The organism is Ferrovum sp. (genome assembly GCF_027317285.1).
Taxonomy (GTDB): domain Bacteria; phylum Pseudomonadota; class Gammaproteobacteria; order Burkholderiales; family Ferrovaceae; genus Ferrovum.
In genome coordinates this window covers 49124-70650 of record NZ_DAHVHV010000003.1, presented here as the reverse complement: position 1 = coordinate 70650, position 21527 = coordinate 49124, and the positions used below count along the sequence as shown (strand labels likewise).

Here is a 21527-nt window from a genome sequence, read left to right as displayed (position 1 = left end):
TTACCCGTCCCTGTCTTGAAGGCGCTGGCGTGCCTCGTGATAGTCTCGCTCACGCTGGAAGAGTGACCCATCGGAGGTCGCGCGCATTTTCATCCAGCGCCCTGCAAGCAGCGGCGAAAAAGTCATTTTTTCCAGACTTTCCAGCACCTGCCCGGCTGCCGCTGCATCGTTGCACACCAGCACGGCATCGCAACCCGCATCCAGGGCCCGGTGGCTACGCTCCGCCGCCCCGCCGCCCCAGGAGACGGCCCCCCCCATGGTGAGGTCATCGCTGATGATCATGCCGTCAAATCCCCAGCGTTGGCGCAACAGGGTCTGCAACCAGAAGGGGGAAAATCCGGCAGGTTCCGGTGCGATGGCAGGATACAGGACATGCGCGGGCATGAGCGCACCTACCCCTGGACAGTCCAGCAGCGCCCGAAACGGGATGAGATCCGCGTTTTCCAGTTCGGCCCAGGCGCGCTCATCCACAGGCAAACCGAGATGGGAATCCACGGTCACATAGCCATGACCGGGAAAATGTTTGATCACCGCGCGCATGCCCTGTCCCTGCAAGCCCCGCACCAGGGCTTGGGCCAGCGCACCAACGCGTGCTGGCTCACGATGCAGGGAACGATTTCCAATCACCGCACTGCGTCCATAATCAAGATCGAGCACCGGGGTAAAGGAAAAGTCGACTCCCAGTTGAATCAATTCCCAGGCGAGGACAGTTCCACAATCGGTAGCCCATCCTTCGGCCCGTTCGGGATCCTGGGCATGGAGGGCGCCCACGCGCCCCATGGCTGGAAGCACCGTCATCTCGGCACGGAACCGTTGTACCCTGCCCCCCTCGTGGTCTACCGCCACCAGCAATTCGGGACGCACGGCACGCAGAGAGCGGATCAAATCGGCAACCTGCGCTCTATTCTCATAATTACGCGAAAAAAGGATGACTCCCCCAGTTGCGGGGTGGCGCAGGAGATCCTTTTCTTCAGGCCGAAGTTCAAGCCCGGCCACATCCAGCATCACGGGTCCCGGCTTCATGTTCCCTCCAGGACCACACAAGCGAACGCATGAGATTTTTCATCGGTGATGGACAGCCAGGTTCGGGTAATCCCTCTATCCTGCAGCCAGGTTTCGAGCGGTTCCTCGAATACCAGTTGGGGTGCGCCCAGTTCATTGTGAGTGGTACCAATGGACCGCCACAGAACCGGTGCACGCATACCCGTCCCGACCGCCTTGGAAAATGCCTCCTTGGCAGCAAAACGTTTGGCCAAAAAGCGTTCCGGGGCTCCTTGTCGGGAAAATTGAACCCGTTCCTCCGGGGTCAACAGGTACTTCAGAAAGCGTTCGCCATGGCGCTTCCATACCCCGTCGATCCGTTCCAGGGAAACCAGATCCACCCCCATGCCCAATATCATGTCGTCGCCCCGAGGATGAGGGCCTTCATTTCACGCACTGCGCTTTCCCAGCCCACAAAGAGGGCATGAGCCACGATGGCATGGCCGATATTGAGCTCACGAATCAAGGGTAATGCCGCAACCGGACGGGTATTGTGGTAATTCAGTCCGTGTCCGGCATTGACCCGCAAACCCAGACGGGTGCCCAGTTCGGTTGCGCTGCGAATCCGTTCCAGTTCCTTTTGTATCTCTTCTTCTCCGTCCATTTCGGCATACTGCCCGGTGTGCAACTCCACCACCGGCGCGCCCGCAGCCCGTGCCGCTTCCAGTTGATCCCGATCCGCATTGATGAACAGGGAAACGCGCACGCCTGCAGCCGCCAGAACCGTACAGGCATGGCGTACCCGTTCGAACTGCTGAACCACGTCCAGACCCCCTTCCGTGGTCAATTCCTGACGCCGTTCCGGCACCAGACAGGCGTCATGAGGCCGGATACGGGTTGCGATGGCCAACATTTCATCGGTCACCGCCATCTCCAGATTCATCCGGATGGTCAACACTTCGCGCAGAATTTCCAGATCGCGGTCCTGAATGTGCCGTCGATCTTCGCGCAGGTGCAGGGTAATGGCATCAGCGCCGGCATATTCAGCCAGCAACGCGGCCCGCACCGGACTGGGATAACGGGTGCCACGAGCCTGACGAAGCGTGGCAATATGATCGATATTTACGCCCAGTTGGATCATAACGAGGGAATCTCCTGAAGAATACGACGGGTGTGCAACTCCTGCCCGCCCAGATGAACCTGAAGCAACCAGCGCATGACCCGCTTGCATTCCAGGACGGAACGTGGGTCTCCATAGTCACCTTTGGCCATGTCCAGCAAGGTCTTGCCGTGGCATTGTACTGCATTCTCCGGGTCCGGACCGAGCCGGATGACTGCACCATCCCGGTCCAAACCATACAGAACTTCAGCAATCACGGGCAGATTCGTCAGGGATTCCCGATCCAGGACCGGGGCGACCCCCAGACTTTGCAATAATTCATACTCGAAAGTCCGCAAGATGGGCTCTTGTGTCGACTCCCGCGCCAAACGGGCCAAGGCCCGTCGGTAAGACTCGAACAGAAGTTCCTGATTGTCCTCCGGAACCATCATGCGAAAGAGCAATTCATTGAGATAGAAACCACAGAATAACGCCCGTCCCTGCAACAAGGGCTGTCCACCCTGCCATTCGGCGCTTTTCAGAATGCGTAATCCTTCCTGGCCGTACCAGACCAGATGAAGGGGCTGGAACGGTTGCAAAACCCCGCGCAGGGCAGCGCGGGGACGGCGAACTCCCTTGGCCACCAGGGAAAGCCGTCCGTTGTGCGGGGTGAGAACCTCCACCACCAGACTGGTTTCGCGCCAGGGCGTGGTATGAAGGACGAAGCCCTGATCTTCGTGGGTCGTCCCGCGTCTTTCAGAAGTCATGACCCAGTTGTTTGAGCAAGGTCCCGTCCTCAGCCCAACCGCTCTTGACCTTGACCCACAAACCGAGATAGACCTTCGACTCCAGAAACTTTTCGATTTGCAGGCGGGCGGCGGTGCCGATGGCCTTGAGACGACTGCCCTGCTGACCGATGAGGATGGCTTTCTGACCCGGATTGTCCACCAACAGCGTGGCTTCGATTCGAATCAAACGTTTTTCCTGGACATACCGGTCGATCATCACCGCCGTTGCGTAGGGCAACTCGTCTCCCAGTTGGCGAAAAAGTTGTTCTCTGATGAACTCTCCCACAAAGAAGCGTTCCGTCCTGTCGCTGACCTGATCCGGCTCATATTGGAGCGGACCTTCCGGCAATTGTTGGCCAAGATACCGGAGCAGGGGATCCAGGGAGGAACGCTGCAGGGCGCTGACCGGAAAAATGGCGGAAAACCGCGTTTCTTCCTGCCGCGCCTGTAAATAGGGGATCATCCGCTCCGAAGAAGTGACCCGATCCACCTTGTTGATCACCAGCAAGGGATGTATCCCCGCCGGGATTTGTTGCAGAATGGCCTGATCTTCCGGTGTCCAGCGCAGGGCTTCCACCACCATGACCACCTGATCCACCGTTCCCAGCGCATCGGTCACACTCCGATTCATGGCGCGGTACAGCATACCCCCATGCTGCTGCTGAAAACCCGGGGTATCCACAAAGATCATCTGGACTTCGGGCAGAGTCAGGATCCCCTGGACCTGGACACGGGTGGTCTGTGCCCGGCGCGAAGTGATGCTCAACTTCTGCCCCACCAACTGGTTGAGCAGCGTGGATTTCCCTACATTGGGACGCCCTACCAGGGCAATTCGACCGACACGCATGATCAGGTTTCCAGTTGTTGAAGGATATGGAGGGCGGCCTGCTGTTCCGCATCGCGCCGACTTCCTCCCTCCCCCGTGGCTTCCCTGCCCTGCACCTGGCAACGGACCCGGAAGCGAGGAGCATGATCCGCCCCTTCGCGGGCCAGCAGTTCATAGACAGGCAGGGGGTGATGGCGCGCCTGCAGCCATTCCTGGAGACGGGTTTTTCCATCCTTGTCGCCGCCTTGTCGAAGCGCATCGGAATCCAGTCCGGCCTGCTCCAGAAGACGGGTAATGGGCGTAATCACCGCGCTCAACCCTCCATCCAGGTAGAGAGCGCCAAAGAGAGCTTCCACGGTATCCGCCAGAATGGAGGAACGCTGTCTTCCCCCGCCCTGCAGTTCACCACTGCCCAATCGGATCAGAGGGGCCAGATCAAGAAACTGGGCCATGCGAAAGAGGGCTTCCCGATTGACCAGAAGCGAACGAACACGGCTCAACTCCCCCTCATTCCAGTGCGGATGGCGTTCGTAGAGTACTTGAGCAGCGACCAGATTGAGGACGGCATCTCCCAGAAATTCCAATCGCTCGTTATGCAGGGCAGAGTGACTGCGGTGGGTCAGGGCTTGCCTGAGCAGGGCCGCATTCTGAAAAGCATAACCCAGGCGTTGTTCCAAACCGGTCGGAGAAGTCACGTCAGGTCCGCATCATGGAATGGAACGCCCGATCCGGTGGAGATCCTGAAAGTTCATCCACACCAGTACCGCCTTGCCCACAATATTTTCATCTGGCACGAAACCCCAGTAGCGGCTGTCCGAACTGCGATCACGGTTGTCCCCCATCATGAAATACTGCCCCTGCGGAACCTTGCAGGTAAATCCTTCATCCCCATACACACACGCCGAACGGAAAGGGAAATTGCGAACCTCGGCGAGAAATACGGGAACTTGCCCCTCGAGGGTAATCATCTCGTGAGAGTGGGTCCCCAACTTCTCGGTATAGTGGTTGAATGTGGCATAGGTCAGGGGCTGATCCACATCCCCAAAAGTCCCGTCAGGGAGGGTGGGCACTTCCTGACCATTGATGATCAGACGCTTGTTGATGTAGGTCACCACATCTCCCGGCAACCCCACGACCCGCTTGATGTAGTTGGTGGAAGGATCCTTCGGGTACTTGAAGACCATGACATCGCCCCGTTGCGGCTGGTGCACGGGAATGAACACCCGATTGGTGATAGGCAGACGCAGACCATAATCAAACTTGTTGACAAGGATGAAGTCGCCGATGCGCAGGGTGGGAATCATGGACCCCGAGGGAATCTTGAAAGGTTCGAAGAGGAAGGATCGGACCACGAACACCGCCAGGATGACCGGGAAGAAACTTTTGGAAAGTTCCAGCCAGGGTGCATCCTGATGGGCTTCCGTCCGTCCGCCCCGGCGCCAGCGCCACCAGTCCCAACCCACCACCAACCCCGTCAGAACACTGGCGGAGAGAAGGATTTCAGAAAATCCGGTGATCTTGAGCAGGAGACCAAACCCGCACACGAACACGAGCAGCCAGGCCCCCTGAATCAGATTGTTCAGAGCCGGACCCGGAGCGGTCCGACGCCCACGCGAGAATAAATCCCACCCCACCACGGGCACGGACAGAATGAGGCCTGCGATCCCCCAGTAAAACAGATCCATCATTTGTTCTCCACTTGCAGGATGGCCAGGAAGGCTTCCTGAGGAATTTCCACACTGCCCACCTGTTTCATACGCTTTTTCCCGGCTTTTTGTTTTTCCAGCAACTTTCGTTTGCGCGAAATATCGCCTCCATAGCACTTGGCCAACACATTCTTGCGCAGGGCCTTGACGTTCTCGCGCGCAATGATGTGGGCACCGATCGCTGCCTGAACGGCCACGTCGAACATCTGACGGGGGATCAACTCACGCATCTTGGCCACCAGTTCCCGCCCTCGGTACTGACTGTTGGCCCGATGAACCACCAGGGACAGCGCATCTACCCGCTCTCCATTGATAAGGATATCCAGTTTGACCAAATCGGCCGCTCGGAAGGTCTTGAATTCGTAGTCCAGGGAAGCATAGCCGCGACTGACGGATTTGAGTCGGTCAAAGAAGTCCATGACCACCTCATTCAGGGGCAACTCATAGGTCAGAACCACCTGACGCCCCGAGTATTGCATGTCCATCTGAACCCCGCGCTTCTGATTACACAGGGTGATCACAGGTCCCACATAGTCTTGCGGCAACAACATGGTGGCCGTGATGATGGGTTCCCGAATCTCGGCGATCTTGGAAGGATCAGGCAATCGTGCCGGGTTCTCGATTTCCACCAGGCTCCCATCCTGCATGACCACTTCATAAACCACGGTGGGTGCCGTAGTGATGAGATCCACGTCATATTCGCGCTCCAATCGTTCCTGAACGATTTCCATGTGGAGCAGCCCCAGATAGCCACAGCGAAATCCGAACCCCAGGGCCTGTGAAGTTTCCGGCTCGAAATGAAGGGATGAATCATTCAGGCGAAGTTTTTCCAGCGCATCACGAAGTGCTTCGTACTGGTTGGTCTCTACGGGATAGAGCCCCGCAAACACCTGTGGCTTGATTTCCTTGAAACCAGGCAGGGCGGTTTCTGCCGGACGCAGTGCCAGCGTCAGGGTATCCCCGACCCGAGCCGCCTGCAATTCCCGGATACCCGCGATGACGAACCCCACCTCCCCGGCACTCAGGCTCTCCCGGGACAACGATTTGGGCGTGAACACCCCGACCTGCTCACACAGATGGGTCGAGTGCGTGGACATCAGGAGTATCTTGTCGCGCGGACGCAATTGCCCTTCCATCACCCGCACCAGCATCACCACCCCGACATAATTATCAAACCAGGAATCGATGATGAGGGCTTTGAGCGGAGCATCCGCAGATCCCTTGGGCGCAGGAATGCGCGCAATGACGGCTTCCAGCACCTCTTCCACGCCAAGTCCGGTTTTGGCACTGATTTGCAGGGCATTGGTCGCCGGAATGCCGATGATATCCTCGATTTCCGCCATCACCCGCTCGGGTTCGGCGGAGGGCAAATCGATCTTGTTGAGTACCGGAAAGACTTCCACGCCTTGCTCGATGGCGGTATAACAATTGGCGACGGTTTGAGCCTCCACCCCCTGAGAAGCATCCACCACCAGGATGGCTCCCTCGCAGGCAGCCAGGGAACGGGATACTTCATAGGAAAAATCCACGTGCCCAGGGGTATCGATCAGATTGATGTGATAGGTCTGGCCATCCCTAGCCTTGTACTTGAGGGCAGCGGTCTGGGCCTTGATCGTGATGCCTCGCTCGCGTTCCAGATCCATGCTGTCGAGGACCTGAGCTTCCATTTCCCGGGCCGATAAACCGCCACACAACTGGATCAACCGGTCTGCCAAAGTAGACTTGCCGTGATCGATGTGGGCAATGATAGAAAAATTGCGAATCAATGACATCCTGCTTCCTGTGTAGACAAAAAAGGGCATCCTGCGATGCCCTTCCGGGTAAGGAGCGCTGGAGCAGCGCCCACAGACCCGCTATTCTAGCCTGAAAACCAGAATAGTCATACTGTTGGGACTCACTGCAGGAGAAGGGTAACGAATTCCGGTGGGCTATCCCCCCGCTTGACGAGCAATGCCACGCGCACTGGCCCCTTGAGTTTCCCCACCAACTGGTTGAATTCCTGAACCGAATGACACTCGCTGTTGTTCAGCGAGAGAATCTGGTCGCCCGGTTCCAGGCCGACCTGCGCCGCTTCGCCCCGCACCCCGGCAATGACGACCCCCTCCTCTCCCGCCTCCGGGTCCGCCACTGCCAACCCCAATCGGGCTGCTGGCCCGGCGGGCTTTCCCCCTTGAGTTGCTCCCCTGCCTTCAGTCTGAGCAATTTTTTCGGCGGGCATATTTCCCACCAGCACGTGCAGCGAATGCTCGGCGCCCTTACGCCAGATCACGACAGGAACCTCGGAACCGGATTTGACCGCACTGACGATACGCGGCAAGTCGGTCTGATTGTTCACCGCCTTGCCGTCGAAACGGAGAATGATATCGCCGGAACGAATGCCGGCCCGTTCTGCCGGAGACCCTTTCTGCACGGACACCACCAGTGCACCTTCTGCCTTGGGCAAGCCAAAGGAATCCGACAGTTCCTTGGTCACTTCCTGAATGACGACCCCCAACCAACCCCGACTCACCTTGCCATGCAGACGCAGTTCGTCGGACACCTGAAGGGCCACATCGATGGGGATGGCAAAAGACAATCCCATATATCCCCCTGTCCGGCTGTAGATCTGGGAATTGATACCAATCACCTCACCCTTCATATCGAAGAGCGGCCCCCCTGAATTACCGGGGTTGATGGGCACGTCGGTCTGAATGAACGGGACCAGGGTTTCTTGGGGCAGAGACCGTCCCTTGGCACTGATGATGCCCTTGGTCACGGTACTCTCGAAACCGAAGGGCGCACCGATCGCCACCACCCACTCGCCCACCCTGGCTTTGGCGGGATCCCCGATTTTGACCGTGGGCAAACCAGTGGCGTTGATCTTGAGCAGGGCCACATCGGTCTTGGGATCGATGCCGATGACTTTGGCCTTGAATTCACGTTTGTCGAGCAGTTTGACGGTCACTTCATCTGCGCCCTGAACTACGTGACCGTTGGTCAGGATGTAACCATCCGGACGAATGATGAAACCAGACCCCATGGAACTGGATTCCATCCCTGGCCCCTGGGGCCCCATTTCAGGCACGGGTATCCCGAAGTTTCGAAAAAACTCGAGCATGGGGTCGTGTTCGGGAACCCTCGAGTTGCCCTCTTCTTCGGGATGTGCCTTGGTAACGGCACTGATATTGACCACCGTATTGGATTCATGATCCACGATGTCCGTAAAGTCAGGCAGATTTTCAGCCTGCGCCAGTCCCGTACTCAACACCAGTAGTCCGATCAGTAACAATCGTTTCATCAATGTGCTTCCTCCGTTATGGTCATGGATTGTCCAATGGCAGTGACGACCTCTTGAGGCACTTCCCCTACCACTACGATGCGATGTTGCCCAACTGTCCCGGAATAGTAACTGAGCGCACTGGATTGAAGTCGGGCCTGAAACGGGTGAAAGTCTTCCCCTTGCAATGGCCTGATGAAGATGGAAAAGGAAGACAATCCATCGGAAAACACGAGATGCTCGAAGGGCGCGCCCGGCACCGCTGATGTCTGGATGGACATCTGCAGTATTTGACTGAAGCCCGAAGGCAGGGCCGGAATGCGCCACTGATAGGGCAGATGGTCCGCCACGGGAGGAGGGAAAAAAACCTTTTTCCATTGAGCCGAATCCGGATAGGTGGATTTCAGGAGTTCCGGCGATGCGTGATCATCCTCGGAGACTTCGGTAAAGAGCAAGGTTTCCAGAGGGTCATGGTGTTGATCGTAGGTCACTGCCTTGAGAATCAGATCCGTGTCCACGTCCGCACAGAACTCGTGATCGAAGCGCTGGCGATCCCGTGCCCTGAGCAGGATGCGCTGACACTCACGGCCTGCCACGCGATTCATCCCCACCCGGGAAATGTCATAAAACCGGAGATATTGCTCATAGGGAACTTCTATCAGGGCGGGAAAGAGATGTCGGGTATAACCTTTCTCGATGCGAATCTTGTGTTGTACCGGATAATAGCAGCGGGTTTCCTTGCCATCCCGGATGATTTCCCGGGGACGCCCATCCAGCACCTCGACGCGGGTCAGTTCCTCTCCGTGAATATGGGCATGCACGATTCTGGACGACTCCATTTCACTGCCCCGCTGAACCACGTAGGTACCGCTGTAGGATTGATCATGGGCGGCATGACTCAACTGACTGAGCAGGGAAAGCGGGTCGCCAACGGGCTCGGATCCGGCCTGCGCCACCCCGCTGACCAGCAATCCAATGACGGGAATGATCCCCTTGCCAAATGCCTTCATGATTGAGAAACCGCTCTTCCCGAACCCACTATCGTTGAGCAATCGTTTGTGGCGTGTAATCGACAGTTTGAAACTCGGACAAGGGAGAACCCTGGCGATGCAATGCGACAAAGGTCTGGATATCCCTGTCGGAAACACTGTTTTCAACCGAGGCAGGCGTACTTTGTCCGTTTTGGGCAATAACCGGGTTGGCGGGCAAACTGGGCCGGAGCAAGGCCGTGGTCAAAACCACGACGGCAATGGCGGCAGCCATGGCCAGCCAGCGACGCTGCGTTGCTCCATCCAGCGGCGCGGAGCCCACGGGGGACTTGGGCACCAGCACCGTCGGTTCCTCCTTGAGCGCCTGGGCTATCCGACTGTGCAGACGTACCGGGGGCAACTGGGGGTCACGCAGGGTCTCGCCGATCAAATGGAAGGCGTACCACGATTCCTGCAAGGCTGGATCATGACGGCACCCCCCCAGCAAGCGGGGCAGTTTCTCATCGTCCAGTTCACCATCCATGGCCGCCGACAGGCGCTCCAGTTCCATATCTTCCATTACCATCTTTTGCTCCCCAAAACCTCCAACAAGGGTTTCAATTTATGCGAAATGGCTTCCCGGGCCCGGAATATGCGGGAACGCACCGTTCCAATCGGACAATTCATCACGGTTGCAATGTCTTCGTAGGACAGCCCTTCGATTTCTCTCAAGCGAATGGCTGTTTTCAACTCTTCCGGGAGGTCGTCCATACTGTCGTTGACGGTGCGTGCGATCTCGCGACTCAACAACTCCGCCTCCGGGGTATTCATGTCCTGAAGGAGATCGTTGCCTTCAATGTATTCGGCTTCTTCCACGCCGATGGAGGTGGGCATGCGGCGCCCCTGATTCATGAGATGATTTTTTGCGGTATTGACGCCGATACGGTAAAGCCAGGTATAGAAAGCCGAATCTCCACGAAAGGAACCCAATGCGCGGTAAGCCTTGATAAAGGCATCCTGGGTCACATCCTCGGCTTCGGCCGGATCACGAACCAATCTTCCCACCAGACGAAGCAACTTGCGTTGATACTTGATGACCAATAATTCAAAAGCCAGTTTATCCCCACGCTGTGCCCTTTCCACCAACTGCTGGTCGATTTCCCGCTCTGTGGGGTTGGGGGCCAAAGCCACGGTCTCCTGAGCCTCAGGTGCCCCTAGCGGGGGCCACTCGACCGGGTGGGCAGCCAGGGATAACACACGCGCAGAGGTTCGGGGGGGCATGGCATCTTCCTTGTTGTGGTTTCATGTCCTGTCATTCGTGGACCATTTCCTCATCCAATTGGTTCCCCAAGTGTGGGTATAATTACCCACTTTGATTCCTCTGCCATGATCCATGACCCAAAGAGACAGTTTAACGTATGACGTGGTCGTTGTGGGCGCGGGCCCGGCCGGGTTGGGCTGTGCCATTCGCCTGAAGCAACTTTCCCGGACCCGGGGCCAGGAACTTTCCGTATGCGTCCTGGAAAAAGGTGCCGAAGTGGGCGCCCATATCCTTTCCGGTGCCGTCATGGAGCCCCGCGCCCTCAGCGAACTTTTTCCCGACTGGAAACAGCGCGGTGCCCCCCTGATCACCGCTGTCACGGAAGACCGGTTTTTATTGCTGTCCGAACGCCGTGCCTGCCGTCTTCCCACGCCACCGCAACTCCATAATGCGGGCAACTATATCGTCAGTTTGGGGGAGGTGTGCAAATGGCTGGCCCTCCAGGCCGAAGCCATGGGCGTGGAAATCTACCCCGGATTTGCAGCCACGGACCTATTGCTGGGCTCCGAGGGGGAAGTTCAGGGGGTATTGACGGGCGATGTGGGGCGACTCAGGAATGGTCAACCCAGTGCCCGCTTTCAGCCTGGGATGGAGTTGCGAGCCCGCCAGACCGTGATTGCAGAAGGTTGCCGGGGATCTCTGGCACGTCAGTTGAACGAACGTTTTTCCTTGTCTGCGGACGCCCAACCCCAAACCTATGGTCTGGGACTCAAGGAAATCTGGGAAGTGGACTCGCCCCTGCACCACCCCGGACAGGTCACCCATACGGTCGGTTGGCCGCTGGACTCCCATACCTACGGCGGGTCCTGGATCTATCATCTGGATGACCGGCGGGTGTCCGTTGGGTTCGTGGTCGGACTGGATTACACGAATCCCTACCTCGATCCTTTCGAAGAATTCCAGCGCTTTAAAACCCACCCGGCCTTGCGCGGCCTGTTCAAGGGAGGGCGGCGGATGGCCTATGGAGCCCGCGCGCTCAACGAAGGGGGATGGCAGTCCATTCCCCGTCTCAGTTTCCCGGGCGGGATTCTGATCGGAGACAGCGCAGGGTTTCTCAATGTCGGCAAAATCAAGGGGAGTCACACCGCGCTCAAATCAGGAATGATCGCCGCAGAATCCCTTTACGAACATCTGAATGACCGCCCGCAACGAACGGAATGCACCCTTTTCGAACCCGCCTTGCGCACTTCCTGGGTCGGCCAGGAACTGAAAGCCGTACGCAACCTGCGCCCCGGTTTCCGCTGGGGGCTGATCCCCGGCCTGATTCATGCGGCCCTGGACACCTGGGTCTGGCGTGGCCGGGCGCCCTGGACGCTTTCTCACGCCCACGCCGATCATCAGACCCTGCGCGCCGCCAGCGCCTGTACCCCCATACCCTACCCCAAACCCGATGGCAAACTGACCTTCGATCGACCCTCTTCGGTATTTCTGGCGCAAACCACCCACGAAGAAACCCAACCGGATCACCTGATTCTGGCTGACCCGAAAAAAGCCCTCACCGTCAACTGGGAAATCTATCGCTCGCCGGAAACCCGCTATTGTCCTGCAGGCGTTTACGAGATCGTGAACTCAGGCACGCCGGAACGACACCTGCAAATCAATGCGGCCAACTGCATCCACTGCAAGACCTGTGATATCAAGGACCCCCAACAGAACATCCGCTGGGTTCCTCCCGAAGGCGGAAGCGGCCCTCAATACCCCAACCTCTAGGACAGACGGGCCATGACCACAGCCAAGGTCATCCCCGCGCTGGCACCGGCCTCCTCCTCTGCCGCCCGGACCTCATTCAGGGCAGCATCGACGAAAGCCTGATCCTTGATGGCCGGCACGTTGATCTGGACATTGAGAATGGCACTTCGAAGTGCTGCCAGCAGCGCGTGAACCGCCACCCCACTGTCGCTGAGCACATTGCGATGCCCCTGCTCGGCCGAACGGCGCGCCAGGGCAAGGCCGCGCAAACAGGCGCGAATGCAGGACAGGGGGACTTCCGTGGCGGCCTGATACCCCTGCTGGATGATGGCTGCACGACGATCGATGGCTTCCACGCTGTCCTTGGGCAACTTGAAAGCGCTCATCAGCCCATCGAAAGCCGCCGCATCAGCGCTGATCATGGTCGTAAACTCCCGGCGCAGCGCATCCGCCTCCCCGATTTGCCGTTCCATTTCCGGAAACTGCGTATCCTGCCCTTTTTTGCCCACCGTGACCTGGGCCACCATGGCGATCAAACCGGCGCCCATGGCGCCCATCAAGGCTGCGGCACCGCCCCCCCCAGGGGTCGGCGTTGCACTGGCCAATTCTTCCAAAAAATCCGCAATGGATTGTGTCGTCATCATCACTCCTGAAATCGGTGCTTCCCGCGCGTGCGAGAAATAAAGTTCTTAAAGGGAAGCGGCCAGCAAGGTGCGGGCCCGCTCAAAAATCGCTTCCGCATCCAGCACCAGATCATTGCTGTCGAACAGGCGTCCGATGCATTCCCGATGCAGGGCCAACTTGAGGGCTCCGAAGCCCAGAGGGCCAAAACAGAGGACGCCGTGACGAAGGGTGGCCCGGTCTGCCCTATCAATCCCACCGATGCCCACGGGCGGCGAAGCATTGGCATCGGCGATCAATTCCAGCCCGGTTGCCTGCGCCCACTGGGTTTCCTCCAGCATGGTCACACCGGAGGCACCAGTGGATACCACGATTTCCTTGCCCTGAATGCTTTGTCCACGGCTTTCCAGATCGGGAGCCGCCAGCGCAGCCACCGTCAATCCGAAACGCTGGTTGAGTTGCGCACAAACCTGCCGGGTTCGCTCCAGTTGACGGCCCGTCACAGTCACTTCGGCGCCAGCCCGCCCCAACATGACGGCAACCCGTTGTCCCACCGGACCCGTCCCTCCCAGCACGATCGCCTGTTTACCCACAACCGAACGACCTTGGGTCAGCCATGCCACGCAGGCCGCTGCCGTCGTATTGGCGCCATTGCTGTCGAGCATCAGGGAAACCCGGAACTTGCCAAAAAATTTATTCTGGATGGCTGCCAGAAGGGATTCTCCAGCCACCAGATCACTCCCGCCCACGAAGATGGCCGTATTTTTTTTATCCCTGGGTGCACGGGTAAAAATTGCCCCTTCCACCAGGGGACCAACATTGTCGGGCGTGATTCCGGCGTAGGGAATCACTTGATCGGCACCCCCATCATGGGCAACCACGTTGTCGAAAACGGACGGCAGAAGGTCCGTATCCAACTGATAAAGCAATTTTTTCATCATATTCCTCAATGTATTACCGTTCCATCCCCCGCCATGCTGGAACGCAGGGACTCAAGCAGATCCCCAGGCGCCTCGATTTGGCGGGCCAGTACCAGAGCCTGGGGCAAGACATGAGCAGCGTAGAATGATACGACATTCTGCTTGTATCGATAGAATTCGGCAGGTAATCCCCCCCTGCCCCAGGCCGCAACCCGTGCGCTGCGCGCCATCCACCAGGCGCTCACGCAATAACTGAGCAGATGCAGATAAGGAACCGCCACGCCCAGCCCCCAGCGCGGATCTGTCGCGCCCTGGCGCAACAGCCGTTCGGTCGCCTGTACCGTCAATTTCAGTACTTCTGCCAGCGCCTGAAGCACCGTCGCCCCGACTTTCCCCTCCTCCTGAAGTTCTTTCAGGGTCGCAGAAATTTCTTCGAGGAGTTCGCGCACAGCCAATCCCTGGTCACGCCAGAGTTTGCGCCCCACCAGATCATTGGCCTGAATTCCCGTAGTACCTTCGTAGATGGTGGTGATCCGGGCATCCCGGTAATGCTGGGCAGCCCCCGTCTCCTCGATGAAGCCCATCCCGCCAAAAACCTGCAAGGCCACATTGCTGGCCCAGACCCCCAATTCCGTACAATGCCCTTTCACCAGAGGAGTCAGCAGATCGGAACGACGCTGCGCCCGGGCCTTACGCTGGGGGTCGGTTTCAAGGTGCGCCTGGTCGATCATCCAGCCCGCATAATAGGCCAGGGTACGCCCTGCCTGCAGACGCGCCTCCATTTCTGCCAGCATGCGCAGTACATCGGGATGATGAACGATGGGTTGCAGTTGGTTTTCCCCTACCGGCAAGCCTTGAATACGCGTGCGGGCATATTCCAGAGCCCCCTGGCAGGCCCGATCGCCAATGGCCAATCCCTGCACGCCCACGGAGAAACGCGCCGCATTCATCATGACGAACATCAACTCCAGGCCACGGTGGGGTTCTCCCAGCAATTCTCCCCAGGCGCCCCCTTCATCCCCATAACTGAGCATGCAGGTGGGACTGCCGTGAATCCCCAGTTTATGCTCGAGGGAAACGGTGCGCACCTGATTGGGCTCAGCGAGGTTTCCCTGGTCATTCAGGAGGATCTTCGGCACGATGAAGAGCGACAGGCCACGCACGCCGGCAGGCGCATCGGGCAGACGAGCCAGAACCAGGTGAATGATGTTCTCCGTCCAGTCCTGATCCCCGTAGGTGATGAAAATTTTCTGGCCTGTGAGGCGGTAGCTCCCGTCCCCGGCAGGCGCGGCATGCGTACGCAAAGCCCCCAGATCCGACCCGGCCTGAGGTTCAGTGAGGTTCATGGTCCCCATCCAGCGCCCCGTGATCAGATTGGGCAGATAACGCGCTTTCTGAGCCGCCGTTCCCGCGTAATCGATGGCTTCCACGGCCCCACGGGTCAACAGGGGCCCCAGCGTGAAGGCCATGTTGGCCCCATGCCACATTTCTTCCAGAGGCGCGGCAAAAATGGAGGGCAGACCCTGGCCGCCAAAATCCGCAGGGGCCGTCAGACCATTCCAGCCACCCGCCAGAAATTGTTCGTAAGCGGCCTTGAATCCCCGTGGCGTGATCACTTTTCCCTCATCGAGACGGGCAGGCTCGTGATCGCCCACGGGATTCAGGGGCACCAGCACTTCCTGGGTCAGACGTGCCGATTCTGCCAGCACGGCATCGAATAACTCGGCTTCCGCCCCTTCGCCGCCCGGAAGGGCAGCCAGGGGTTCGAGTCCCAACAACTCCTTGACCACGAAGGCCATGTCATTCAACGGAGGGATATAATTCATGTCAGTGTCCTCATCAGAAATGTTCTTCTTCCCCAAGCAGACGCCATTGTCCCAAAGGCAATGCCCCCAGGCGCACGTTTCCAATCCGTACCCGCTTCAGACCGGTGACCCTCAACCCCACCAATTCACACATGCGCCGAATCTGGCGTTTACGCCCTTCCTTCAGAATAAATCGTAACTGATCGGAATTCTGCCAATCGACCTGGGCGGGACGCAGTGCCCGACCATCGAGGGACAATCCGTGGTTGAGGAGTTTCAACCCCTGGGCAGACAAATGTCCCGATACGCGTACCAGATATTCCTTCTCCACCGTGGAATCTGCCCCGATGAGCGTCCGTGCCACACGACCATCCTGGGTCAGGACCAGCAACCCCGTGGAATCGATGTCCAGTCTTCCTGCCGGGGCCAGGCCACGGGTCAGAACTGGGGTCCACCCTCCCTTTGCCGGATCTTCACGCCAGCGATTTTCGGCAGTCACCAGTTGCACCGCCGGACGATACCCCTCTTCCGCCTGTCCCGACACCACGCCGATGGGTTTGTGCAATAGCACCGTCGCCCATTGACGCTGCGCGCGTTGCGCAGCGGGTGCCACGGTCAGGATCTGGTGGGGCATCATTTTCGTGCCCAACTCCAGGATCTTTTTCCCGTCCAGAAGCACCCAGCCCTGAAGAATCCACTGATCCGCTTCACGCCGGGAACACAGGCCACGCGCGGCCATCACCTTGGAAACACGCTCCAGAGCCGCGTCCTCTGCTCCGCTCATGGATGTTCCGTTGTCACGAAAAACGTCCCCTTGTCATTCAAAACTTCGTGGACGGGCAGATCATGGGGCTCCCTTGGAACCACCCCCACACATTGCTCGTGAAAAGCCATGGCCAGACGCCAGGCGCGGGTGGCTTCAGGCAACAGACGGTCATAAAACCCGCCGCCATATCCCAGGCGACCTCCCTGCACATCGAAAAGCAAGCCGGGAACCAGGATGAAATCGAGTGTCTCCGGGCGCACGGGATCACAGAGGTGCGGAAGGGGTTCCCGCAGGCCCCAGAGACCGGGGGGACCCAGCTCGGTGTCCAGATCCCGAACCCGGTAGAGGTTCAGGGCGTCACGGTCGATACGCGGCAATACCAGGGACCGCCCCTGTTTGAGGGTCGCGCGCAGAAGGGGCCAGGTATTCGGTTCCGAGCCCATCGATCCGTACAGCAGAAGGACCTGAGCCGCCTGGAAACGTGGATGCTCCTGGAGCAGGCGGTGCAAGCCGAAACTGCGTCGTTCGCGTTGGGCAGGCGGAATCTGGGCGCGTTGCTGTAATGCCCAATGGCGCAGGGACTTCTTGTCGACCAGCAAGGAGGGGGAAATATTCATGACCGTATCCAGAGCGATTGATTCAGAGTGCGGTACAATGCCGCGTCATTTTTTTGATCAGATTATGAAGGATAATTCCATGGCCCGAGAAAATATTTCCAGCGGTTCCACCTGGGAGCCCATCATTGGCTATTCCCGTGCCGTCAAGGTTGGTGCCCAAGTCTTCGTTTCCGGCACGACCGGAACCGGTGCCGATGGACGCCTGGTGGGACCCGAGGATCCCGAAGCCCAGACCTTGCAGGCGCTGGCCAACCTTGAACAGGCCTTGAAACGTGCCGGGGCCGAATTGGCTCATGTGGTCCGCACGCGCATTTTCGTCACCCAGATCGACCAGTGGGAGAAAATTGCCCGTGCCCACGGCAAATATTTTGGCGAAATTCGTCCGGCCACCACTCTGGTGGAAGTCAGACGCCTGATCGATCCCGAGATGCTGGTGGAAATCGAAGCCGACGCCATCATTCTCCCCACCTGAGTTTTGGCCAGTCAGCCCCCTGCATTTCCTGCAGGCGACTGACGGTACGCCGGAAGTCGCCGCTTTTCATGCCGTCGGGATACAGTTCGGCTGGCGGCAGCGCGGCTGATACCATCATCGTTACGCCCTTGTCGTAACACACGTCCACCAGCCAGACCAGACGCTGGGCGGCATCGCGCATTTTATCCGTCAGCAGGGGAACATCGGACACATACAGGGTGTCGAAGTCTGCAACCAGTTCCAGGTAATCCCGTTGGGACCGGGCAGACCCGCAAAGCACGCCAAAGTCGAACCAGACCGTACGTTCGCAGAGCCCCCGCACCGGAACGATACGCTCCATGAGGCGCAGGTAGGCCCGCGTTTCGGGATGGGGACAACACTGCCGGAAATGCGCTTCGAAACGGCTGTGCGTCGCGACATCCAGGGGGTACAGGTAATGGGGCGAGGTCCCTGCCTCATCCTGGCGATGGTCCTGGTCCCCCTTCAGTTCAATCACGTCGAGATGTTCACGGATCAAGGCGATGGTGGGGAAAAAACGTTCCCGTTGCAATCCGTTGGGATACAGGTCTTCAGGTGCATGGTTCGAAGTCAGGACCAACACGGCCCCCCATTCGATCAGCGTTTCCAGCAGGCGCTGCAGGATCATGGCGTCGGCGATGTCGCTGACCTGAAACTCATCGAAGCAGAGGATCCGGGTTTCCACGACCCATTCCGCCGCCACCCGCCGGAGTGGGTCTTCCTGACCTTGCAACTGATTGAGTCGCTCATGCACTTGTGCCATGAATTCATGGAAGTGCAACCTTTTCTTGCGTTGATAGGGCAAGGTAGAAAAAAAAGCGTCCAGGAGGACGGTCTTACCTCTGCCCACCGCCCCGTACAGGTAGATTCCGCGCGGGGGGCGCCGGTTGCCGAAGGTGCGGGCCAGCAGGGTCTGGCGGTATTCCTTGAATTCCACCAGGGCATCGTATAGAGCCTGCAACTTTTCCACCACCGGCCATTGAAGCGTGTCGGTTCGGTAATCCGGGCGGGTCTGAAACGACTGGTACCATTGGAGGGGACCGTGCACAGGAAAACTCACAGGTTGAGCGTGCGCCCGTCCACGCCCAGACAGGCTTCGCGCAGGGCTTCACTGAGGGAAGGATGGGCATGGACGATGCGCGCCAGATCTTCGCTGGAGGCCTGAAATTCAAGAGCGACCACGGCTTCGGCGATCAATTCGGAAGCCTCGGGGCCCAGGATATGAACTCCCAGGATGCGGTCCGTGGCGGCGCAGGCAATGACCTTGACCAGGCCCTGGAGAGCCCCGCGCACTTTGGCACGACCATTGGCCTGAAAAGGAAAACGCCCGATACGCACAGCCCGCCCCGCTGCCTGGGCGGCTTCCTCGGTCCATCCGACCCAGGCCAATTCGGGCTCGGTGTAGATGACTGCAGGAATATGGGCCAGATTCACCTCGGGCAACTGACCCGCCAGACGCTCGGCCACGGCCACGCCCTCTTCTTCCGCCTTATGGGCCAACATGGGGCCCCGTACCACATCGCCAATCGCCCACACGCCCGCTACCGGCGTTCGGCAATGGGCATCCACAGGAATGCGACCCTGCGCATCGGGTACCAGCCCTACCCGTTCCAGGTCCAATCCTGCGGTATTGGGACAGCGCCCCACCGCGAGTATCAGAACGTCTGCGTCAAGTTGCAGGGATTCCTCCCCGCGCGTATACGTCAGAACCAGTGATTCTTTTGTTTTTTCAACCGCTTCCAGATGAATTCCAAACTCGAATCTGAGGCCGGACTGGGTCAGGATTTTCAGGGCCTGCTGTGCCACCTCCTGATCTGCGCCAGGAAGAAAAGTCTCCTGGGTTTCCAGCAGGGTGACCGAACTGCCCAGGCGTCGCCACACGCTCCCCAATTCGAGCCCGATGACTCCCGCTCCCACGATCACCAACCGGCGGGGTACCGAGGTCAACGCCAGGCCACCCGTACTGTCAAGAATCCGTTCCCGATCGAAGGGCACGCCCTCCAGAGCGCGAGGGACCGAGCCGGTCGCAATGATCACCTGAGCAGCAGCGACGTCCGCCGTTTCCTGCCCCTCGCGATGAACGGTCAGATGGATCTGCTCACCCTCTTTTCCCTTGAAACTGGCGCGTCCCGGCATGAAAGACACCCCATTTTTCTTGAGGAGATAACCAACCCCGGCAGTCAACTGTCGCACGATCTTTTCCTTGCGTGCCTGCATACGCGCCACGTCCAGTTGGACGGAACCGACATCGATGCCATGCCCGGCCGCTTCCCCGGTGATCCGGGCATACAGGGCAGAGGATTCCAGCAATGCCTTGGAAGGAATGCACCCGACGTTCAAACAGGTCCCGCCCGGACTGGGACGCTGTTGCGCATCGACCCCCTCATCGACACAGGCCACCCGTAACCCCAACTGGGCGGCCCGCAAGGCCGCCATGTACCCGCCAGGTCCCGCACCAATAACCACCAGATCAAATGATTGCATGAGATATCTAATGTTTTTTATAAATCAAGAAGCCACCGTACGGGGTCTTCCAGTCCTTCCTTCATCGCCACCAGTCCCAAGACTGCCTCACGCCCATCGATGAGACGATGGTCATAGGACAAGGCGAGATAATTCATGGGGCGAATCACGATTTCCCCCGCCACCACCACAGGTCGGTCACGTGTGGCATGGATGCCCAGAATCGCGGACTGGGGGGGATTGAGAATGGGCGTGGAGAGCATGGAACCAAAGACCCCGCCATTGGTGATGGAAAAGGTTCCCCCCGACAGTTCCTCCAACGCAATATGTCCGGCATCGGCCCGTTGGGAGAAATCCGCAATCTGACGTTCGATGTCAGCCATGCTCAGGCGCTGGGCATCGCGCAGGACCGGAACCAAGAGGCCGCGCTTGCTGCCGATTGCCACGCCAATATCGATGAACCCGGGCGTCACCCAATCCTCACCCTCGATGCGCGCATTGAGCACCGGATAACGCTGAAGTGCGGAAACCACCGCCTTGACAAAAAATGACATGAGGCCCAGACGAATGCCGTGCTTCTTTTCAAAAGAATCCTTGTAGCGTTGACGCAAAGCCAGAACTGCCGACATATCCACTTCGTTGAACGTGGTCAGTGTGGCTGTACCTGACTGTGATGCCATAAGACGCTCGGCCACTCGCCGACGCAAGGGTGAGAGTGGGGTTCTGTGCTCCTGACGCGGTGTTCCAGACAGGGGGGGAGAAGGTGTTTCGACGATGGCCTGTTCTTCCCGTCCGGCGTTTGGGGCCGGGACGACATCTTCCTTCAGAAGACGCCCGCCTCGCCCACTTCCCTTTTCCGCGGACGGCTCCCGTCCCTGTTCCCGCAAAATCTTGCTGGCCGCCGGCATGGCCAACACCGGAGCGTCCGACACGGTTGCGGGAGAAGGCGGCCCGGGGTCCTGCCCCTCTTCCAGAAGGGCCAGAACCTCCTGGGATTGAACCTTCTCGCCCACCCCCTTGAGAATCTTCTGGAGCACGCCCGAGCGCGGTGCCGGAACCTCCAGCACGACCTTGTCGGTTTCGATATCCACCAACTTTTGATCCCGTTGCACCGGGGCCCCCTCGGACACATGCCAGACGAGGACGCTGGCTTCCGTAATGGATTCGGCCAAGGGAGGAACTTTGACTTCCAGGGACATGGTCACACCTCT

22 protein-coding genes are annotated in these 21527 nt (G+C 58.8%); 2 read left to right on the top strand and 20 right to left on the bottom strand.

The window, feature by feature from the left end:
• From nagZ to rpoE, 12 genes are all read right to left on the bottom strand, one after another.
• Positions 1-1023 (bottom strand): beta-N-acetylhexosaminidase, encoded by a 1023-nt coding sequence (nagZ, locus tag M6F29_RS01900; protein ID WP_298156972.1) that lies wholly within the window; start codon positions 1021-1023, stop codon positions 1-3.
• A complete protein-coding gene (gene acpS / locus M6F29_RS01895; protein ID WP_297454044.1) occupies positions 1020-1400 on the bottom strand; it encodes a holo-ACP synthase in 381 nt (126 codons plus the stop codon). The genes nagZ and acpS overlap by 4 nt, the downstream gene beginning before the upstream one ends.
• Positions 1397-2122: a pyridoxine 5'-phosphate synthase gene (pdxJ, locus tag M6F29_RS01890; RefSeq protein ID WP_298156969.1), complete on the bottom strand. Its 726-nt coding sequence runs from the start codon at positions 2120-2122 to the stop codon at positions 1397-1399. The genes acpS and pdxJ overlap by 4 nt, the downstream gene beginning before the upstream one ends.
• Positions 2119-2847, bottom strand: coding sequence for a DNA repair protein RecO (gene recO / locus M6F29_RS01885; RefSeq protein ID WP_298156967.1), 729 nt, complete (start codon positions 2845-2847; stop codon positions 2119-2121). Before recO ends, pdxJ begins: the two co-directional genes overlap by 4 nt.
• Positions 2837-3715: a GTPase Era gene (gene era / locus M6F29_RS01880; RefSeq protein ID WP_298156964.1), complete on the bottom strand. Its 879-nt coding sequence runs from the start codon at positions 3713-3715 to the stop codon at positions 2837-2839. Before era ends, recO begins: the two co-directional genes overlap by 11 nt.
• 2 nt (positions 3716-3717) lie before the next feature.
• Positions 3718-4389, bottom strand: coding sequence for a ribonuclease III (rnc, locus tag M6F29_RS01875; RefSeq protein ID WP_297454056.1), 672 nt, complete (start codon positions 4387-4389; stop codon positions 3718-3720).
• A gap of 12 nt (positions 4390-4401) precedes the next feature.
• Complete coding sequence (lepB, locus tag M6F29_RS01870; protein WP_297454059.1) at positions 4402-5382, bottom strand: signal peptidase I; 981 nt, start codon at positions 5380-5382, stop codon at positions 4402-4404.
• A complete protein-coding gene (lepA, locus tag M6F29_RS01865) occupies positions 5379-7172 on the bottom strand; it encodes a translation elongation factor 4 (protein ID WP_297481085.1) in 1794 nt (597 codons plus the stop codon). The genes lepB and lepA overlap by 4 nt, the downstream gene beginning before the upstream one ends.
• 122 nt (positions 7173-7294) lie before the next feature.
• On the bottom strand, positions 7295-8677 hold the full coding sequence (locus tag M6F29_RS01860) for a DegQ family serine endoprotease (protein ID WP_298156960.1): 1383 nt from the start codon (positions 8675-8677) through the stop codon (positions 7295-7297).
• A complete protein-coding gene (locus tag M6F29_RS01855; RefSeq protein ID WP_298156957.1) occupies positions 8677-9666 on the bottom strand; it encodes a MucB/RseB family sigma factor regulatory protein in 990 nt (329 codons plus the stop codon). The genes M6F29_RS01860 and M6F29_RS01855 overlap by 1 nt, the downstream gene beginning before the upstream one ends.
• Before the next feature lie 28 nt (positions 9667-9694).
• Entirely contained in the window at positions 9695-10210 is a 516-nt protein-coding gene (locus tag M6F29_RS01850) for a sigma-E factor negative regulatory protein (RefSeq protein ID WP_298156955.1), read from the bottom strand.
• Positions 10204-10905 (bottom strand): RNA polymerase sigma factor RpoE, encoded by a 702-nt coding sequence (rpoE, locus tag M6F29_RS01845; protein WP_298156953.1) that lies wholly within the window; start codon positions 10903-10905, stop codon positions 10204-10206. The genes M6F29_RS01850 and rpoE overlap by 7 nt, the downstream gene beginning before the upstream one ends.
• Before the next feature lie 112 nt (positions 10906-11017).
• Here rpoE and M6F29_RS01840 point away from each other — a divergent pair, with 112 nt between their 5' ends.
• Positions 11018-12655 carry an electron transfer flavoprotein-ubiquinone oxidoreductase gene (locus tag M6F29_RS01840; RefSeq protein WP_298156950.1) on the top strand — a complete coding sequence of 546 codons (1638 nt, stop codon included), beginning with the start codon at positions 11018-11020 and terminating at the stop codon, positions 12653-12655.
• Here M6F29_RS01840 and M6F29_RS01835 read toward each other — a convergent pair.
• From M6F29_RS01835 to M6F29_RS01815, 5 genes are read right to left on the bottom strand one after another with little or no spacing between them, the layout of a single operon-like run.
• Entirely contained in the window at positions 12652-13278 is a 627-nt protein-coding gene (locus M6F29_RS01835) for a cyclodeaminase/cyclohydrolase family protein (protein ID WP_298156949.1), read from the bottom strand. The two genes, M6F29_RS01840 and M6F29_RS01835, sit on opposite strands and share 4 nt — an antisense overlap.
• Positions 13279-13323: 45 nt before the next feature.
• Positions 13324-14193: an NADP-dependent methylenetetrahydromethanopterin/methylenetetrahydrofolate dehydrogenase gene (locus M6F29_RS01830; RefSeq protein WP_366525915.1), complete on the bottom strand. Its 870-nt coding sequence runs from the start codon at positions 14191-14193 to the stop codon at positions 13324-13326.
• 8 nt (positions 14194-14201) lie between these two features.
• On the bottom strand, positions 14202-16001 hold the full coding sequence (locus M6F29_RS01825; RefSeq protein ID WP_298156943.1) for an acyl-CoA dehydrogenase: 1800 nt from the start codon (positions 15999-16001) through the stop codon (positions 14202-14204).
• Positions 16002-16014: 13 nt separating this feature from the next.
• Positions 16015-16764 (bottom strand): pseudouridine synthase, encoded by a 750-nt coding sequence (locus M6F29_RS01820; RefSeq protein ID WP_298156941.1) that lies wholly within the window; start codon positions 16762-16764, stop codon positions 16015-16017.
• Positions 16761-17363, bottom strand: a complete 603-nt coding sequence (locus M6F29_RS01815) for a 5-formyltetrahydrofolate cyclo-ligase (protein ID WP_297496426.1) — start codon at positions 17361-17363, stop codon at positions 16761-16763. The genes M6F29_RS01820 and M6F29_RS01815 overlap by 4 nt, the downstream gene beginning before the upstream one ends.
• Between M6F29_RS01815 and M6F29_RS01810 the strand changes: the two genes are divergently transcribed.
• Entirely contained in the window at positions 17362-17835 is a 474-nt protein-coding gene (locus M6F29_RS01810) for a RidA family protein (RefSeq protein WP_524537696.1), read from the top strand. The two genes, M6F29_RS01815 and M6F29_RS01810, sit on opposite strands and share 2 nt — an antisense overlap.
• Here M6F29_RS01810 and zapE read toward each other — a convergent pair.
• The 3 genes from zapE to odhB are packed head-to-tail and all read right to left on the bottom strand — an operon-like array spanning position 17819 to position 21515.
• Complete coding sequence (gene zapE, locus M6F29_RS01805) at positions 17819-18901, bottom strand: cell division protein ZapE (protein ID WP_298156936.1); 1083 nt, start codon at positions 18899-18901, stop codon at positions 17819-17821. The genes M6F29_RS01810 and zapE overlap by 17 nt on opposite strands.
• Before the next feature lie 8 nt (positions 18902-18909).
• Complete coding sequence (lpdA, locus tag M6F29_RS01800; protein ID WP_298156933.1) at positions 18910-20337, bottom strand: dihydrolipoyl dehydrogenase; 1428 nt, start codon at positions 20335-20337, stop codon at positions 18910-18912.
• Between the two features lie 17 nt (positions 20338-20354).
• Positions 20355-21515: a 2-oxoglutarate dehydrogenase complex dihydrolipoyllysine-residue succinyltransferase gene (odhB, locus tag M6F29_RS01795; RefSeq protein ID WP_298156930.1), complete on the bottom strand. Its 1161-nt coding sequence runs from the start codon at positions 21513-21515 to the stop codon at positions 20355-20357.
• Between the last annotated feature and the right edge of the window lie 12 nt (positions 21516-21527).